General features: G+C 38.5%; 15 protein-coding genes. 1 reads left to right on the plus strand and 14 read right to left on the minus strand.

Features of this window, described 5'->3' with window-relative positions; all coding sequences use genetic code 11:
- The 13 genes from EHW89_RS07300 to truA all read right to left on the minus strand — a co-directional run bounded on the left by EHW89_RS07300 (position 1) and on the right by truA (position 15,750).
- On the minus strand, positions 1-1,068 hold the full coding sequence (locus tag EHW89_RS07300; RefSeq protein ID WP_004224088.1) for an ABC transporter ATP-binding protein: 1,068 nt from the start codon (positions 1,066-1,068) through the stop codon (positions 1-3).
- A gap of 8 nt (positions 1,069-1,076) precedes the next feature.
- Complete coding sequence (gene oppC / locus EHW89_RS07305; protein WP_003026180.1) at positions 1,077-2,003, minus strand: oligopeptide ABC transporter permease OppC; 927 nt, start codon at positions 2,001-2,003, stop codon at positions 1,077-1,079.
- Positions 2,003-3,499: an ABC transporter permease gene (locus tag EHW89_RS07310; protein ID WP_022525149.1), complete on the minus strand. Its 1,497-nt coding sequence runs from the start codon at positions 3,497-3,499 to the stop codon at positions 2,003-2,005. Before EHW89_RS07310 ends, oppC begins: the two co-directional genes overlap by 1 nt.
- A gap of 375 nt (positions 3,500-3,874) precedes the next feature.
- Positions 3,875-5,854 carry a peptide ABC transporter substrate-binding protein gene (locus EHW89_RS07315; RefSeq protein WP_126467588.1) on the minus strand — a complete coding sequence of 660 codons (1,980 nt, stop codon included), beginning with the start codon at positions 5,852-5,854 and terminating at the stop codon, positions 3,875-3,877.
- A 196-nt stretch (positions 5,855-6,050) separates the two neighbouring features.
- Positions 6,051-8,027 (minus strand): peptide ABC transporter substrate-binding protein, encoded by a 1,977-nt coding sequence (locus EHW89_RS07320; RefSeq protein WP_106382433.1) that lies wholly within the window; start codon positions 8,025-8,027, stop codon positions 6,051-6,053.
- Positions 8,028-8,191: 164 nt separating this feature from the next.
- Positions 8,192-8,875 carry a B3/B4 domain-containing protein gene (locus tag EHW89_RS07325; protein WP_126468093.1) on the minus strand — a complete coding sequence of 228 codons (684 nt, stop codon included), beginning with the start codon at positions 8,873-8,875 and terminating at the stop codon, positions 8,192-8,194.
- A 233-nt stretch (positions 8,876-9,108) separates the two neighbouring features.
- Positions 9,109-10,719: a CTP synthase gene (locus EHW89_RS07330; RefSeq protein ID WP_126467591.1), complete on the minus strand. Its 1,611-nt coding sequence runs from the start codon at positions 10,717-10,719 to the stop codon at positions 9,109-9,111.
- A gap of 183 nt (positions 10,720-10,902) precedes the next feature.
- Complete coding sequence (rpoE, locus tag EHW89_RS07335; RefSeq protein WP_003031757.1) at positions 10,903-11,490, minus strand: DNA-directed RNA polymerase subunit delta; 588 nt, start codon at positions 11,488-11,490, stop codon at positions 10,903-10,905.
- 237 nt (positions 11,491-11,727) lie between these two features.
- A complete protein-coding gene (gene tig, locus EHW89_RS07340; protein ID WP_003031722.1) occupies positions 11,728-13,011 on the minus strand; it encodes a trigger factor in 1,284 nt (427 codons plus the stop codon).
- A gap of 120 nt (positions 13,012-13,131) precedes the next feature.
- On the minus strand, positions 13,132-13,695 hold the full coding sequence (locus EHW89_RS07345; RefSeq protein WP_106100290.1) for a TIGR01440 family protein: 564 nt from the start codon (positions 13,693-13,695) through the stop codon (positions 13,132-13,134).
- A gap of 97 nt (positions 13,696-13,792) precedes the next feature.
- Positions 13,793-14,260 carry an ECF transporter S component gene (locus EHW89_RS07350; RefSeq protein ID WP_003026194.1) on the minus strand — a complete coding sequence of 156 codons (468 nt, stop codon included), beginning with the start codon at positions 14,258-14,260 and terminating at the stop codon, positions 13,793-13,795.
- On the minus strand, positions 14,238-15,011 hold the full coding sequence (locus EHW89_RS07355) for a bifunctional hydroxymethylpyrimidine kinase/phosphomethylpyrimidine kinase (protein WP_126467593.1): 774 nt from the start codon (positions 15,009-15,011) through the stop codon (positions 14,238-14,240). Before EHW89_RS07355 ends, EHW89_RS07350 begins: the two co-directional genes overlap by 23 nt.
- Positions 15,001-15,750, minus strand: coding sequence for a tRNA pseudouridine(38-40) synthase TruA (gene truA, locus EHW89_RS07360; protein WP_126467595.1), 750 nt, complete (start codon positions 15,748-15,750; stop codon positions 15,001-15,003). Before truA ends, EHW89_RS07355 begins: the two co-directional genes overlap by 11 nt.
- A 123-nt stretch (positions 15,751-15,873) precedes the next feature.
- Here truA and EHW89_RS07365 point away from each other — a divergent pair, with 123 nt between their 5' ends.
- The gene (locus EHW89_RS07365) at positions 15,874-16,347 is read left to right on the plus strand and encodes an NUDIX hydrolase (protein WP_126467597.1); all 474 of its coding nucleotides are present in this window, start codon (positions 15,874-15,876) and stop codon (positions 16,345-16,347) included.
- Positions 16,348-16,408: 61 nt separating this feature from the next.
- On the opposite strand, the gene dnaJ is transcribed toward EHW89_RS07365, so the two are convergent.
- The gene (gene dnaJ, locus EHW89_RS07370) at positions 16,409-17,545 is read right to left on the minus strand and encodes a molecular chaperone DnaJ (RefSeq protein ID WP_126467599.1); all 1,137 of its coding nucleotides are present in this window, start codon (positions 17,543-17,545) and stop codon (positions 16,409-16,411) included.
- Positions 17,546-17,649 lie beyond the last annotated feature (104 nt).

Genomic DNA, 17,649 nt, shown 5'->3' on the forward strand with positions numbered 1-17,649 from the left:
CTAGGCGTCTAAATGGGCAAAGCCCATTTTTAAGCTAATTTTTTCGTGCAAATCATCAATAACAGCAGGTTTATTCACTTTTGGAGCATTTTCATGAAGCAACCATGTTTTTGCCCAATGCGTATCTGACACATAGATTTGAGGCGGTTTTTCCTCAAAATCAATTTCCATCGCATAATCTGAACGCAAGGCAAATGCATCTCCTTGTAAATGTGAATAAAGAGATGGCGGCGTTCCAGGAATTGAATACAACTCACCCTTATCATCTGCCAACTGAGGCAGACTAGATAACAAACTCCAAGTGTAAGGATGACGTGGATCGTAAAAGACTTCTTCTACTGTTCCGTATTCAACGATTTCACCAGCATACATAACCGCAACCTTATCTGCAATACTTGCTACCACTCCCAGGTCGTGGGTGATAAAAATAGTTGTGAATTCATACTCGTGTTGCAAAGATTTCAACAAATCAATGATTTGTGCCTGAATCGTAACGTCAAGCGCTGTCGTTGGTTCATCACAGATAAGGATATCAGGTCGACAAGCAAGCGCAATAGCGATAACAATCCGTTGACGCATTCCTCCTGAATATTGGAATGGGTATTCATTAAAACGCTTTTCAGCATCAGGAATGCCGACCTTATTCATATAGTCAACAGCCATTTCTTTTGCTTCTTTTGGCGTTTTCTTTTGATGCTTGATAATCACTTCTGTAATTTGGCTACCAATTGTGTTAATAGGGTCCAAACTCGTCATCGGATCTTGGAAGATTGTCGCAATTTTAACACCGCGTATAGGTTCCCAATCTTTATTAGACTTCAATTTTGTCAAATCTTGTCCGCGGTAATCAATCGTTCCTTGAGCAACTCGACCATTTTCCTCTAACATTCCTGTAAATGTCTTTGTCAAAACAGACTTACCAGAACCAGATTCTCCTACAAGTGCAAGAACCTCACCTTCGATAAGGTCAAGCGAAACACCACGAATGGCTGTTAAGACTTTATCACGAACGTCAAATTCCACGACAATATCGCGAGCAGTCAATATTACATTTTTTTCTTGTGTCATATTTACTCCTATCTATGTGTACGTGGATCACTAGCGTCCGCTAAGTTTTGACCGACAACGAACAATGAAAGAGAAACCAAAATCAAGGTTGTCAATGGAATCCAGAAAAGATACGCATTTGTTGTCACGTTTTGTGAATAATCTGAAATTAACCGTCCCAAACTTGGTACTGTGACAGGAAGCCCTAAACCAAAGAACGATAGAAATGCTTCATAAGAAATGAAACTTGGAAGCAGTTGCGAAGCCGTGGTCACAATAACAGAAACCAATTGTGGCATGATATTTTTCACAATGATTTTCAGTGTTGGCGTACCCAAAGTTCGGCTGGCAAGGTTATATTCCAAGTCGCGATAACGCATGATTTGAATACGAATTGTATAAGCAATCCCAACCCAACCTGTGATGGTCATAGCAAAAATCAAGTTCCAGAAACCAGCACCAATTGAATAAGTCAAGACAATGACAATCAAGAGAGAAGGGATGTTAGAAATGATATTGTACACTTCCATCATGATACGGTCAACGGTTTTTGAAATTCCCCAGATACCACCAATCACAATACCAATAACTAAGTTAATCACGGTTGCAATGACAGAAATGAGGATGGAGTTACGAGCTCCAAACCATACTCCGTCAAAAAGAGATTTCCCGTTGCTATCTGTACCAAACCAATATTGACCGTTTGGTTTAATATAACGCGCACCGAAATCATTCACCTTGCTGACATCGTTAAAGTCAAAATCTGAGAAAATCGGATAAATGAAACTCATCAAAATAATAGCGACCAAAATTCCCAACATGATAACTGTTGATTTCTTTTTTAGGAACTGACGCATAACTGATTTCCAGTAAGAATAGGCTGGAGCATCAATTGTTTCAGAGGCAAAATCATCGCGTTTGACAAATTGGAACTTAGTCTTATCAATTGTAGCCATTATTTACCTCCTTTTGATGTTAATTTAATACGTGGGTCAAGTACTGTCATCAGAATATCACCCAATAGAAGAGCGAAGATAGAAAGACAAGTAAAGATAAAGACAAGACCAACGACCATAGAATTGTTTGAAGCTTTAACAGAGTCAATCAACATCTTACCCATACCAGGGAAAGCAAAGACTGTTTCAGTCAAAGTTGCACCTGTAATAACCCCAATAACTGAGTTTGGAATGCTGGATACAAGTGGCACCATGGCATTTTTGAAAATATGTTTATTAGAAATTTCTTTTTCAGAAAGACCTTTTGCACGTGCAAAACGAACAAAATCTTGTGATTGCAAGTCAATCATATAACGGCGAATCCACACTGCTGTCCAAGGCGCACTCAAGAGTCCAAGAATGACTGCCGGCAGCACATAAGAGCGCCAATCACCTGCTCCCAAAATAGGGAATGAATCAGGCAAGCCAATTGCCGAACCGATCAGCCGAATGATATAAACTAAAGCAATAGTTGGCAGTGACATCAAGAAAGTCAATGCACCGGTTGAAATACTATCAAATAACGTATTTTTAAAGCGAGCCATATAAGATCCAAGTGGAACGGCAATTAAGTAAGACAAAGCCAATCCAATCAAACCAACAATAGAAGAGCTCACAATCATCGATGGATATTGATAATTGCTCTCTGTTGCCGTATAAGGGTCATCTTTTCCGTAATTAGCAACATCGCGTGCATCAGCTTGTTTTGGAGACTTATATGTACGCGTATAAATATTAACAGATGAAGTTTTCTTTCCTGTTGGGAATTGAACTTCTGATGTTTTTGTTTGACCTTGCCCTTGTGAAATAACCTGTAAAACAGGAAGATTGGCATAGGTTGGATAGGAGATTCCCAGATTTAATCTCACAAAATTTTGGTGGATATATGGAAACTGACTATTGAAGTACAATAAATATTTATGTTTCGTTCCAGAACCAACAACAGACCAACCAATAGCAGGATCGTTTTCAATGCGAATATATCGCTTCAAGTTCGGATTAGAAGCATCTTTCACAGCACCGGTATGGTCAATTTGAATCAAATTACCATAGAAACCAAGAACGCGTTCATAGACTGGAACTTCACGAGTTGCATAAAATTGCTTGCTTTCTTTAAATTGCTGCAATTTCCAACCGCGTCCCAGCTTTTTGATGTAAGCTTCATAGATTTTTTTATTTGCATTAGTAGGTTCTACTGTTACAGAGGAATTCTCTTTACTAGCTTTTTCTTGTAATTCCTTCGTATCATAGTAGTCAATGTAACCCATACGCTCAAAAATCGTATTTTCGTAATTGGCTTTTTTATCAGGAGTTGTCGCTATTTTGTTATAGTTTGGGTCCTGTTTGAAAATCAACTTCCTAGGCACCATGGTATAGATAATGGTGTAAGTCAGCGTTGTTACCATGAAAATAGATACTAAAGAGCGTAAGATACGCATAAAAATATATTTCTTCATTTACCGTTTCCTTTAAAATCCCAAAAGAACTTTCCCTCCTGTTAGAGAAAGTTCTGATGAGAAGTTTATTTTACATGATCTGCTAATTCATTTTGTATTTTAATGATTCAGCATGAGTCACATCAGATATTCCACTTTAATAACTATGGTTAAGTTATTAAACATAACCTGTCAGCCAAGACCGAAGGAACTGATAGAGAAATGCCACGCGTCACGACAAATACCTATTTTCAATTTTAGAATACCTTCAACTTTTAAACTGATTGTTTAAAATTATATCACAATTCTGGTTAATTGTAAAATCAATTGTCAGAATATTTTTATCATAATTGAACTTTTTTTGTTTTTCTGTTAAATTTTATCTAATTTTTTCAATTATTTAACATGATCTGCAAGTTCTTCTTGAGCCTTTTTATTAGATTTTGATCGCTCTTTATTCCATTTAGTCATAGCTTTCTTGTACTGATCTTGTGTAACGGGCTCATCTTGGAGTTCAAGATATTTATATAGAATGATTTCACTATTCCCTTTGTTTCCTGACCAAGCAAATGGATTAGTAAATGGCACTGTGCGAGAAAGAATTGGACGACCAGTCAAGGTTGTTGTCGGAATAACCAAAGCATTATCAGTCAACCAAGCTTGGGCTGCAGCATATTTTTCATAGCGTGCATTCGTATTAGTGGTTTCTTTTTCAGCTTCATTCAACAACTTTTCATATTCGTTCATACCAACTTGTGCTGCAGCAGCGTTGTTCGTGCCTGCATCAAATCCTAGATAAGTCTTAGTGCTTTCACCGCTTGAAGGTTTGATAACATCAAGATAGGTAGATGGGTCTTGGAAGTCTGGACTCCAACCAACATTATCAGAAAGATCCCAATCTTCTGCCGCTGCGGATTCGGCAAAGTAAGTGATATTATTCACGTCGTCTTTAGACATTTGTTGAATATCAATCACAACATTTTCTTTCCCAAGATTTTTTTCAATAGATTGTTTCAATGATTGCACACGTTGAACTTTATTAGTTGCTGTTTGGTCAACTGGCATATCAATGTGGATTGGGAATTGAACGCCGTCTGCTTGAAGCGCTGCTTTCGCTTTCGCTAATTTTTCTTTAGCTTTAGTTGGATTGTAAAGACCATCTTGCGCATCATTTAAGTTGACATCTTTCCAACTTTCATCATAACCAACTAATTTTTCTTTGACTAATTCTCCAAAGCTCTTGTCATCTGTTTGAACAAACGTTGGCGGTACAAAGAGATTACGGAGTATCTTCGTCGCACCGTCTTTACCATTCACCTGTGATGCATAAGCAGTGCGGTCAAATGCAAAGGTAATCGCTTGACGGAAATCCTTGTTTAGCAAAGCTTTCTTAGTAGAAGTTTTTTGAGCATCTGTTGTCTTTGAAGTGTGATTGTAAGATTGACGATCAATATTTGTAGCTACTAAGTAAGTCGTTGCATCTTGTGGAGTATAAACGATGTTGTTTTTGTATTTCTTGCTGACAGAAGCATAACTTGGGCTAGTTGGAAATACTTTAGCATTGGTAAATGAGCCATCACTAAATCCTTTAGCAAGTTTGTCTTGGTCTTGACCATCATAGTAAGACAGCTTGATGTTGTCAATGTGCACATTTTTCTTATCCCAGTAGTTTGGATTTTTAGCAAATTCAACAGACGATTTCGCTGTGATAGATTTCAGCAAGTATGGACCATTATAAAGAAGACTAGATGGGTCTGTTGCTTGTGCAAATTTATTGCCTTTTGATTTCAAAAATTCTGCATTAACTGGTGCTAGAACGCCCATTGTTGTTTTAGAATTCCAAAAGCTTTCTGGTCGATTAAGCGTGTATTGAACCGTGTAATCATCAACTGCTTTGATACCGACAGAAGAGAAATCTTTATTTTCACCCTTCATGTAAGCATCCAAGCCTTTAACAGAATCTTGCACCAAGTAAATAGCATCAGATTTATTATCCGCAGCATATTTTAAGCCTGTCACAAAGTCTTGTGCCTTAACTTCTGCATACTCTTCGCCCTCTGATGTGTACCACTTCACACCCTTACGAAGTGTATAAGTATAAGTCAAGCCGTCCTTGGAGACTGTCCAATCCTTCGCCACAGAAGAAACTAGATTTCCGTAACGGTCATTTTCCAAGAGTCCGTCAATGACATTACTGGTAAGATTTGCAGTAGCTGCTTTCCCAGTTGTCAAATAGTTCAGGTTATCTGGATCTTGCTCATAAATATATGAGAATGTTTTGTTCCCTGAGCCTGTTTTAGAGCTAGAACAAGCTGCTAGGGTTCCTGTTGCAAGCAAGGCTAGCGCTGCTAGGGTAATGATTTTACTTTTCTTCATGAATATTCCTCCCAAAATCATTATTTTTATACATTCTAGCACACAAAATATAAAAAGTAAATAGAATTTTCTAAATTTTATGACATATTTTTAAAACCTAGTATCAAAGGGATTATATTAATCTTACAATTTTATAGATAGAAAAAAGCAGATGAAACCCACTTTTAAGTGAGTTTCACCTGCTTTTATAAATGTATTATTTTACATGATCAGCTAATTCATCTTGAGCTTTTTTATTAGACTCGGCTTTTTCTTTTTGCCATTTCTTCTTAGCTGCTTCATAGTCTTTCTTAGTGACAGTATCGTTACCGACTTTAATGTATTTGAAGTAGGTTGAGCTACCTTTACTACCTGTTTGCGCAAATGCACCTGAGAACGGTTGAATGCGTGACACAAAAGTTCCGGCACCTGTTGAAGCCATTGTTGGTAAGACAAGTGAACTGTCTGTTAACCAAGCTTGTGCTGCTGCATATTTTTCATAACGTTTTGCAATGTCTGTTGTTTCTGCACCTGCTTCATCGACTAATTTATTATATTCGTCCAAGCCAACTGCTTTAGCACCAGCATTTTCACTACCAGAGTCAAATCCAAACCAAGTTTTCGTATTATCAGAAGATGTTGATTTCAAAATGTCAAGATAAGTAGATGGGTCTTGATAGTCAGGAGTCCAACCAACGATACCTGAGAGATCCCAATCTTCGCTAGCTGCATTCGGAGCATAATAAGTGATGTTCATTACATCATCTTCTGACATCATATTCAAGTCCATGACAACATTTTCTTTGCCAAGCACTTTTTCAATAGATTGTTTCATAGATTGCATACGAGCAACAAAGTTTTTAGAAGTTTCAATTACAGGAACATCTATGTGGATTGGGAATTGCACACCTTGAGCTTGCAATGCTTCTTTTGCTTTTGCAAATTTCGCTTTTGCTTTGTCTGGATTGTACAAACCGTTTTGTGAATCTGCTAATTTGACACCCTTCCAGTCATCACCATAGCTAGCTAATTTTTCTTCTACAACATCGCTAAATGATTTTTCTCCAACTTGGACAAAGTCAGACGGTACAAACATATTGCGGATTGCTTTAGCAGCGCCCTCTTTACCATTGACTTGTGCAGCGTAAGAGTCGCGGTCAAGCGCAAAGTTCAGCGCTTGACGGAAGTCTTTATTCAACAATGCTTTTTTCGTTGAATTTTTTTCTTCATCTGTTTTTTTAGCAGTGTGGTTGTACGTTTGACGGTCAATATTAAGTCCTAAAACTGCTGTTCCTGCACCAGCTTCTGATGTATAGATATTGTCTTTGAAGTCCTTTTCAAAAGTTGAAAAGTTTGAACTTGCTGGGAAGAGACGTGCATACGTATAAGCACCATCTTTAAAGTTACGTGCTAATGAATCTTGGTCTTGACCATCATAATAAGCCAACTTGATGCTATCAACATTTACTTTATCTTTATCCCAATAATGTTTGTTTTTAACATATTCTACCGCAGATTTTGCTGTGATAGCTTTCATCAAGAATGGTCCATTATAAAGGATTGAGTTAGGGTCTGTTGATTGGCCAAATTTATTTCCTTTAGATTTCAAAAATTCGGCATTGATTGGCCACATAATGGCAGAGGTTGTCTTAGAATTCCAATATGGTTCTGGCTTGTTCAATGTATACTGAACAGTATAATCATCAACTGCTTTCACACCTACCGTTGAAAAGTCTTTTGTTTGACCATTCACGTAAGCATCTAAACCTTTAATTGAGTTTTGAACCAAATAAAGCGCCTCAGATTTTTTATCGGCAGCATGTTTCAAACCAGTTACAAAGTCTTGCGCTTTAACTTCTGCGTATTCTTCCCCTTCTGATGTATACCATTTGGCACCCTTACGAAGTTTATAAGTATAGGTTAAACCATCTTTTGATACAGTCCATGACTTAGCCATTGATGGTACAAGATTTCCATATTTGTCATTTTCTAACAATCCGTCAACTCCATTTGTCACAAGATCGCTAGTGGTTGCTTTTCCTGATGTTACATAATCCAAAGTTTCTGGATCACTAGAATACACATAACCAAATTTTGTTTCAGCTGAGTTCGATTTCGAACCCGAGCAAGCAGCTAAAAGACCAGACGTTAAAAGAGCTAGCCCCGCAACTGCGATGATTTTACTTTTTTTCATAGTTACCTCCGAAAAGTATGATATATTCTAATTATACTATATCTTACTAAAAAGTAAAGAATTTTCAAACAAATCTTTTACTAAAAAATGTGATTGTATTCCAAATGCTTTCAAACAACGGACTCACTTCTCGTATCCTATTGATGGATACATTGCTTTTTAGGTTATTTCCCCTCTGGGTGAATGACATACGTTTCAAAATCCAGATTCGGCATACATTCTGCTAAATCGTTCTCAATGCGCTTCAGTGCTTCTAAACGCATTTCAACAGATGTATGAGCATTTCCTTGAATGATAAAAATAGCATTCTTTGTCTCGTCATCAAATTTATAGTTTTCTCCGTCACGAACATCTAGCCATGCTAAAATTCCTTTTTGATCACGATAAACATAATCAGTCTGTGAAACGTGTTTTTCCGTAGATAAAATCGGTAGAAACACATCTTCTTTTTGACTAACCGTAAATTCAATTTGCCCTGCTATTTTGTCCAAATCATGCCCACCGATGGCTAATAAAGAATGTAAAGATTCAACATTGTAAATATCAATAATACTGTTAATATGCGGAATAGAACCACGATGTCGAATATTCCGAATAAGCGCTAAAACAGTCGGAGGATTCTTCTTGACACTGCGACCAACACTTTGCAACAAATCTTTGTAGCCCTGAATGACTGCATCATCAGACACCTCTTCCACGTCGCATTTCAAGGCCCACTTTTCCATTTCTTTTTGCTTTTCCAAAAATAAAGCGGATAAAGGCGCATGTGGATCTACATTTTTGGCAATGCCAATTACCACATTTTTAATTCCAAGCGCTACGATACTTTCATCAAGTATAAACTTCATCATGATCTACCTCCGGATAATAATTTAGGGAATTGATTAACTATTAAATCCTTTGCAAAAAGTCTTATTTTATTGCTAAACCACTGCTTTTTATGACAATCTAGTTGTAGATTTCATTTAAAATCTTGCACCAATTTGTTATACTGATAAGACTTTCTATTTATAAAAGATATTAAAAAGACTGGAATAGGCTCCAGATTGTGATACCAATCATGGAAGCCTGTCCCATTCTATTATTTTTCACTATTTTCAACCGCAGCTGTGACAAAAGCCGTATAAAGTCCTTCTGGACGATTAGGGCGGCTGGATAATTCTGGGTGGTATTGACACGCCACAAAGAATTTATTTTCTGGAATTTCTACAATTTCTACCAGACGATTATCAGGTGAAACTCCTGAGAAGACAAATCCTGCGTCTTCAAATTGTTGACGGAATTCATTGTTAAATTCGTAACGGTGGCGGTGGCGACGCTGCACAACTTCTTGATTGTCATAAGCTGCAGCGGCTTTGGAACCACGTTTCAACTTAGACGGATACAGTCCTAAGCGAAGCGTACCTCCCATGTCTTCTACATCAATCTGATCACGCATCAAATCAATAACAGGGTGCTTCGTATCAGGATTTAATTCTGAAGAATTAGCATCTTCAAATCCTAACACATGGCGAGCAAACTCAACACAAGTCAACTGCATACCAAGGCAAATTCCAAGCATTGGCACATCATTTTCACGCGCATATTGAATGGTCGCAATCTTTCCTTCGGTTCCGCGATGACCAAATCCACCTGGCACAATAATCCCGTCTGCATCTTTCAACAATTCGGCGACATTTTCCGTTGTGACATCATTCGCATTGACCCAATTCAGCTTGATTTCTGCATCATTGGCATAACCGGAGTGCTTGAGAGCTTCTACAACAGAGATATACGCATCTGGCAACTCCACATATTTCCCAACAAGCGCAATTTTCACTTGTTTCTTCAAGTTCATGACTTTATCAACCATAGCAGACCAATCTGTCATATCTGCTTCTGGCACGTCCAACTTCAAGTGATCACAAACGATTTGGTCCATGTTTTGTGCTTGCAAATTCAGCGGAATTTGATACAAATGTTCCACATCTAGCGACTCAATCACTGCTTCTGGTGCTACGTCACAAAATTGCGCTAATTTATTTTTAATATTTTGACCTGCTGGCTTTTCAGTGCGAATGACCAGCATATTCGGTTGAATACCCAGACCACGCAATTCTTTTACAGAATGCTGAGTGGGCTTCGTTTTCATTTCCCCAGCAGCTTTCAGATAAGGAAGCAATGTCGTGTGGATATACATCACATTATCTGCACCGACATCTGCCTTCATTTGACGAAGTGCTTCTAAGAATGGCAAACTTTCAATATCTCCTACAGTACCACCAACCTCAGTAATGATAACATCTGAATCGGTTGTTGTTGCCGCACGTTTAATTTTTTCTTTTAGAGCATCTGTAATGTGTGGAATGACTTGAACAGTTGCTCCAAGGTACTCACCTTTACGTTCTTTACGAAGAACTTCGCTATAAATCTTACCTGTTGTCACATTTGAATATTTATTTAGGTTAATATCAATAAAGCGTTCATAGTGTCCTAGATCTAAGTCTGTTTCTGCGCCATCGTCTGTCACGAACACTTCCCCGTGTTGGTAAGGACTCATCGTTCCTGGGTCAATATTGATATAGGGGTCAAACTTTTGAATGGTTACCTTAAGACCACGATTTTTCAAAAGACGACCAAGACTTGCTGCCACAATCCCTTTACCGATCGAACTAACTACACCACCTGTAACAAAAATATATTTTGTTGCCATAAATACTCCTTATCTAAAATACAACGTCCATTGCTTTTTAAGACGTGTTTCATGAATAGCAAAACAAAAATAGCTCCCTAGAGCTAGGGAGCTTCGACTTCTTAAAAGAAGTGCCCGATATTATAATATCGCAGAATAAAACTTTTGTCAAATAAGAAAATAAGAATACATCATTAAATTTGACTATTCTTCATCTTCTCCATCTACTTCATCGTCAGAATAATCTTCGTCCTCTTCATTGAGTTCGACTTCTTCACCTAAATCATCAGGTGCGATTTCATTGATTTCAGCATCATACGCTTCAACTTCACTCTTCTCGTCGTCCGGATTGTCCTCGTCGTAACTTAGAGCAGGATCAGCTTCGTATGAGTCTTCATCCTCTGGATCATCATCACTGTAATCAATAGCATTTTCATCACCGTCCATAAAGGCGTTCACACGTTTCTTCTTCCGTTTCTTCGGAGTTTCTTCATCGTCTTCTTCAAGTGTGATAATTTCTTCATCCACCTCGTCAATCGCATACCATGAACGCAAGCCCCATTTGTTATCTCCAAGAGGAATGAAACTGCCGTCTACATTTAGCTCTGTATAAAAAAGTGGCAAGGCTTCACGAATATCACTATTTGATTTTTCAAGGTAATTTTGAATTTCATTGACAAGATCATTAAAATACATTTCATGATTGCGACCACGTGTTTCTAAGATAGCACGCGCTACTTCAATCATAGAAAGTTCACTTTTTTCTTGTCCAGCAAATACTTCTAATTCCAAAGTCAATCTCCTTTTAAGTCTGAGGGCTTCTGCCCTGTTGGCTCTCAAATATTTAATTTATTGAATTTTTCGCTACTTTTTATTGTACGATAAAAATCTTCTTTCGTCAAAAGAATTTTATCCTCTATTCAAGAAAATCACCATTTTTACCAAAATGACTTCCGCTTTTATAAAAAAAGAAGCAAAAAGGCAATTCAGCCAATTCTCTGACTGAACTTGCCTTATGTTATCGCTCGATTATTTTACTTTTGCAGTACTTGTAATCAATTCAACGGCTTTTTTAATCACAATATCATGTTTCAACATATCTGCTGAAAGAAGTTGACGAACGCGTTCTACTTCCATATTGTAATCAGCGGCAAGAGAAGCAATTTCTGCTTCAATATCTTCATCACTTGCTTCAAATCCTTCTGCTTTCGCAACAGCTTCAATCACAAGGTTTGTCTTAGTACGTTTTTCAGCGTCAGCTTCATGTTGTTTGTGAAGATCTTCTTGCGTTGTACCAGTGATTTGGAAATACATATCTGGTGAAATACCTTGACGTTGCATGTTTCCAAGGAATTCATTTACAGAGCGGTGAACTTCTTCGTGAACCATTTCTTCTGGCAACTCAACGATTTCTGCATTTTCTACTGCAAGATCAAGCGCTGCAGATTCGACTGCGTCATCAAAAGCAATTTCTTTTGATTTAGCTAATTCTTTGCGGTATTTTTCTTTTAATTCGTCAAGTGTTTCAACATCTTCATCAATGTCTTTCGCTAGTTCATCATCTAGTTCTGGAACTTCTTTTTCTTTGACTTCATGAATGGTTGTAACAAACTTAGCATCTTTACCTGCAAGGTCTGTTGCTTGATAGTCTTCTGGGAATGTCACATTTACTTCTACTGTTTCACCAGCAGCATGCCCAACCAATTGATCCTCAAAACCTGGAATGAATTGACCGCTTCCGAGTTCAAGTGAGAAGTTATCTCCTTTACCGCCGTCAAATTCAACGCCGTCAACTGTTCCAACAAAATCAATCACAACTGTATCGCCATTAGCAGCCTTGTCTTCTTTTAATACAAGCTCTGCTAAATTGTTGCGTTCGCGTTCAATTTTTGCGTCTACATCTGCGTCAGATACTTCTTTAGAGACATCAACAGACACTTCTAGATTTTTATATTCACCTAATTTTACTTCAGGTTTTGTAACCACTTCAGCGGTAATAGTCCAATCTTGACCTTTTTCCATAGAAGCTACGTCAAATTGTGGTTGGGCAACAACTTCAATTTCTGCTTCTTTAACTGCAGCTTCATAAGCAGCTGGGAGAAGGGCGTTCAGTGTGTCTTGGTAAAGAGCTTCTTCCCCAAATTTTTGGTTAAACACCGGACGAGGAAGATGACCTTTACGGAAACCTGGTACATTCAGAGTTTTCTTAACTGAGTTAAACACGCGATCCAATTCTGGCTTGATTTGTTCTTGACTGATTGTAAATGTCAAAACTCCGCGATTTGTTTCTTTGTTTTCAAATGATACAGACATTCTGTCATTTCTCCTTAAAATTTATTGAATACAATCAATTATACCATAAATACACGTTATTTCACAAATTTTCTAATGAAAAATTTAACGATTTTTCCGTCCATTTGCTGATTTTGCTCTTTATGCTTTCCGAATTTTATCTTTTTGGTAAGCAGCTCGCGCTCCACCAATTAGCTTCGGACGACTGGCAAGCGCAGTCACATGCGCTTCTCCTAGTTCTCGTAAAATTGGTCGTACTGGAATTTGGACGTGCTTAATATGCATACCAATTGCTGTATCTCCGATATCCATCCCTGCTTGAGCCGTAATAAATTCCACTTCAACTGGATTATTCATATATTTAAATGCAGCCAATTGACCGCTTCCACCGGCATGCAGAGTCGGTAGGACGTTGACAATTTCTAGGTTTCGTTTTTGCGCCAATTCTTTCTCCACAACCAAAGCGCGATTCACATGTTCGCATCCTTGAACAGCTAAGTAAAGACCACGCTCGGATAACAACTCCAGCATAGTTTTTACAATAACTTCTCCCACTTCTTGGCTGGAATTTTTTCCAATATGTCCTCCAATCACCTCACTGGAAGACAAGCCCAGTACAAAAATATCACCGGAAGAAAGAGCTGATTTTTCTAAAACATCTGTTAAAATGATTTGTGTTTGTTCTCCAAGTTTTTGTAAATTCATGATCTCACCTCGTTTTAATTGTATTATAAATGATTTTTATTGCTTTTACAAACTGAAATTCTTAAAAGTAAAAAGGGCACAGCGCCCTTTATTCACTTTATTTTTTCAAAACATCTACTAACAGTTTATTTAAGATTGCCCCGACGACCATTCCCAAGGTATTTTGGCAGAAGTTAGGAAATATTTCTGGAAAAGCTGCTCCCCAACCGTGCATGATTGCGGAAGCAAAAGCATAACCTCCTACCATAACAAGCGTCGCCAATACTAAACCAAGATAGCGGCTTTTCCCTTTAAAACCAGCAAAATAGCCTTGCAAACCATGGAAGAACAAGCTAAAAAACATCCACTGTGGATAACCCGAAATCAAATCAATAAGAAATCCGGCTAAACCGCCAACAATTGCTCCTTCTTTTCTGCCAAAATAAAAGGCGGTAAAGAAAATTCCTGCGTCAAGAAAAGTTAAAATTCCTGTTGGGGTTGGAATTTTTAAATAATATCCCAAAACAACTGTCAAAGCAGCAATCATAGATAAAAGGACAAGTTTATGCGTCTGATTCTTTTTCATATTGAACAACTCCATATTGGTCTGAATGTTGGATAGCTCGGTAAACAAATTCTTTTGAAATTTGAACTGCTTCAAAAGTTGATTTTCCCAGTAATAACTGACTGGCAATACTGGAAGCAAAGGTGCAACCCGCTCCGGTATTATTTTTGTCTAAAACAGGCGATTCCAAAATTTTAAATTGTTTTCCGTCATAGTAAACATCAATTGCTTTTTGAATATCTAAGCGATTTCCTCCTTTGATAACAACGGATTTAGCCCCCAAAGAATAGAGATGTCTAGCCGCTTCTTTGACATCCTCCAATGTTCGCAACTCTTTTTGAGCCAAGAGTTCAGCTTCTGGTAAATTAGGCGTGATAATGTTTGTATAAGGAAAAAACTTGATGAGCTCATCTCGAAGTGCCGAAACCTCCACATCATGGGTTTCCTTGCAAACTAAGACAGGGTCTAACACAACAGGAGTTTCTGCATGAGCTTTCACAAAATCTAAAACCAAATCTGCCACTTCTACATTGGGCAGAAGCCCCAATTTAATGGCTGAGAAAGGTACATCCTTAAGAGAATTGAGCTGCTGAGCAAAGACGGTCGTGTCTACAGGAATAACCTCAAAACCTTGCTCTGTCATAGCGGTCAAGCAAGTCACCGCCACAAAACCATGCAGTTGGTTGACCATGTAGGTTGCTAAATCAGCATGCAGTCCGCCTCCACTAAAAATATCATTCCCTGATATAGCTAAAATAAAGTTATTCTTCATATCGTATCTCCTTTAGATAAAGTCCGTTTGGCGCTGCTGTTGGTCCAGCCAAATGGCGATTTTTCTCTGTTAAAATTCTATCAATCTGCTCAACTGACATTCGACCGTTGCCGATCTTCAGCAATGTTCCGACCATATTGCGGATTTGCTTATATAAAAATCCATTGCCAGAAAAAGTAAAAATCAGAAAATTACGTTTCTCATCAAAGTCTAAGCGTGCTTCTGTAATCGTCCGAACTTTATTTTCCACACTAGTCCCTGAAGCTGTGAAACCCGTAAAATCGTGAGTTCCTTCGAGCTTTGCAATAGCATTTTTCATTAAAGAAATGTCCAAAGGATAAGGAAAATGCGTTGCATAATGGCGCATCATAGGATTTTTAGGGCGTCCAACATCTACTATAAATTCATAGGTCTTACTATGTTTCCAATATCTAGAATGAAAATCCTCATCCACCTCTTCTACACTGATAAAATCAATGTCCTCTGGTGTTTGCGTATCGAGTGCAAAACGCAGCTTTTCTTCGTCTCTTTTTTGCGGCAAATCAAAATGAATAACCTGCTCCAAAGCATGAACACCGCTGTCTGTGCGTCCAGCTCCATGAACGATGACAGGTTTTCCTCTATTGATTTTAGTTAAAGTCTTTTCAATCTCTTCTTGGACGCTGCGAGCATGAGGTTGCCGCTGAAAACCAGCAAAATCATGACCGTCATAAGAAATAATCGCTTTATATCGTGTCATGTGTTTATTGTAACAAGAAAAAAAGCCCCTCGCAAGACTGTAAAAACAAAACTGTCTGGGTACAGATTGGACTTGACAAGACTGACAAAAGACTATACACTTAATTAGCTAAGGAGGAGCTAAATGGCAGAAGATATTAGTTACACAAACGGGCATCAACGCTTTCGCTATCGAGCAGCCGCTATCATTATTGAAGAGGGGGCTATTTGCTTCATGAGCAGTCCTTCCGAAGACTATCATTACTCCGTTGGTGGAGCTGCTCAATTTGGCGAAACAACCGAAGAAGCTGTTCTTCGAGAGGTTATAGAAGAAACTGGACAGCAATATGAAATTGACCGCTTGGTCTGCTTTCACGAAAATTTCTTTTCAAATTCAAACGGTGTCTTAAGAGGGTTAGATTGCCATGAAATTTGCCTATACTATCTTATGAAACCAAAAGGAAAACAATTCCAAAGTCAAATAGAGGACGAAACAGTTCACTGGATTCCTATTCAAGAATTAGAAAACCACAGGGTATTTCCAACCTTCATTCCACAGATTTTAAAAGGATTAGATATGGGAATACAGCATATCATCACCAAAAATGAAGAACAATAAAACAGGAGTAGGACTGAACTAAAAATTGAGATTTTTAATTCGTAGTCTCACTCCCGCTTCTTTATTCTCCTTCAAAGGCATCTTTCATTTTATCAAAGAAGCCTTTCTTTTTAGGAGTAACGGTTATATTTCCAGCAGCAGCGAAATCTTTCAATGCTGCTTTTTGTTTGTCATTAAGTCCTGTCGGTGTCACAACGTTGACCGTGACATATTGGTCTCCCATGCTACCACCACGAAGGCTTGGCGCTCCTTTTCCACGAAGACGGAATCGTTTGCCTGTTTGCGTTCCTTCTGGAATGGTTAATTCCACATCTCCGTGAACAGTCGGAATTTCAACGCTATCACCTAAGGCTGCTTGAACAAAGTTGAGGTTCAGTTTGTAATAAATGGTAGAGCCATCCCGCTCAAATTTATCACTTGACTCCACCTGAACGACAACATATAGATCTCCGTACGGTCCACCATTGAAACCAGCCTCACCTTGACCAGACAAACGAACTTGTTGACCAGTTTCAACACCTGCAGGGATTTTCACATGAACACTATGGGCTTGTTTTTCATGCCCTGTCCCATGGCAGGTTTGACAAGGGTCTTTGATTTCTTGTCCGCGCCCATGGCAGACATCACAAGTGACTTGACGACGCATCATGCCAAGTGGAGTTTGCGTGTCCACATTGATGACACCAGATCCGTGACAACGACTACAAGTTATTGGGTTAGTTCCTGGTTTCGCACCCGAACCGTGACAAGTATGGCAAGTCGCCTCACGATTGTATTTAATTTCTTTATCTGTACCAAAAATCGCTTCTTCAAACTTAAGGTTGACCCGATATTGAAGGTCATCTCCTTGACGAGGTGCGTTGGGATTGCGACTTGCACCACCTCCACCAAAGAAGCTAGAGAAAATATCTTCAAAGCCACCAAAGCTAGAACCGTCAAAGCCACCAAAACCGCCAGCTCCACCGCCGAAGCCTCCATTAGCACCCGCAGCACCATATTGATCATAGGCTGCCCGTTTTTGCTCATCACTCAAGGTTTCATAAGCCTCTTGGACTTCTTTGTATTTCTCTTCAGCACCCGGTTCTTTATTGATGTCTGGATGATATTTTTTTGATAATTTCCGATAGGCTTTCTTAATCTCATCCTGAGATGCATTTTTAGAAACGCCTAAACGGTCGTAAAATTCTGTATTGTTCATAATATAAGATACAAAGGGCGTTAAGCGGGCACAGCCAAAATAGGAGTTTTGACGAAGAATCCAGAGATTCTAGGAAAAACTATCTTTTTGGCACAGTCCGTAGC

It is taken from the genome of Streptococcus periodonticum (assembly GCF_003963555.1).
Classification (GTDB): domain Bacteria; phylum Bacillota; class Bacilli; order Lactobacillales; family Streptococcaceae; genus Streptococcus; species Streptococcus anginosus.

Excerpts from the sequence above, each read along its gene's own strand:
- EHW89_RS07325 (WP_126468093.1), bottom strand. The coding sequence starts at position 8,875 with ATGAAGTTTATACTTGATGAAAGTATCGTAGCGCTTGGAATTAAAAAT.
- EHW89_RS07315 (WP_126467588.1), bottom strand. The coding sequence starts at position 5,854 with ATGAAGAAAAGTAAAATCATTACCCTAGCAGCGCTAGCCTTGCTTGCA.
- dnaJ (WP_126467599.1), bottom strand. The coding sequence starts at position 17,545 with ATGAACAATACAGAATTTTACGACCGTTTAGGCGTTTCTAAAAATGCA.
- EHW89_RS07365 (WP_126467597.1), top strand. The coding sequence starts at position 15,874 with ATGGCAGAAGATATTAGTTACACAAACGGGCATCAACGCTTTCGCTAT.
- EHW89_RS07330 (WP_126467591.1), bottom strand. The coding sequence starts at position 10,719 with ATGGCAACAAAATATATTTTTGTTACAGGTGGTGTAGTTAGTTCGATC.
- EHW89_RS07310 (WP_022525149.1), bottom strand. The coding sequence starts at position 3,499 with ATGAAGAAATATATTTTTATGCGTATCTTACGCTCTTTAGTATCTATT.
- EHW89_RS07350 (WP_003026194.1), bottom strand. The coding sequence starts at position 14,260 with ATGAAAAAGAATCAGACGCATAAACTTGTCCTTTTATCTATGATTGCT.
- oppC (WP_003026180.1), bottom strand. The coding sequence starts at position 2,003 with ATGGCTACAATTGATAAGACTAAGTTCCAATTTGTCAAACGCGATGAT.
- EHW89_RS07320 (WP_106382433.1), bottom strand. The coding sequence starts at position 8,027 with ATGAAAAAAAGTAAAATCATCGCAGTTGCGGGGCTAGCTCTTTTAACG.
- EHW89_RS07300 (WP_004224088.1), bottom strand. The coding sequence starts at position 1,068 with ATGACACAAGAAAAAAATGTAATATTGACTGCTCGCGATATTGTCGTG.
- tig (WP_003031722.1), bottom strand. The coding sequence starts at position 13,011 with ATGTCTGTATCATTTGAAAACAAAGAAACAAATCGCGGAGTTTTGACA.
- EHW89_RS07355 (WP_126467593.1), bottom strand. The coding sequence starts at position 15,011 with ATGAAGAATAACTTTATTTTAGCTATATCAGGGAATGATATTTTTAGT.
- truA (WP_126467595.1), bottom strand. The coding sequence starts at position 15,750 with ATGACACGATATAAAGCGATTATTTCTTATGACGGTCATGATTTTGCT.
- EHW89_RS07345 (WP_106100290.1), bottom strand. The coding sequence starts at position 13,695 with ATGAATTTACAAAAACTTGGAGAACAAACACAAATCATTTTAACAGAT.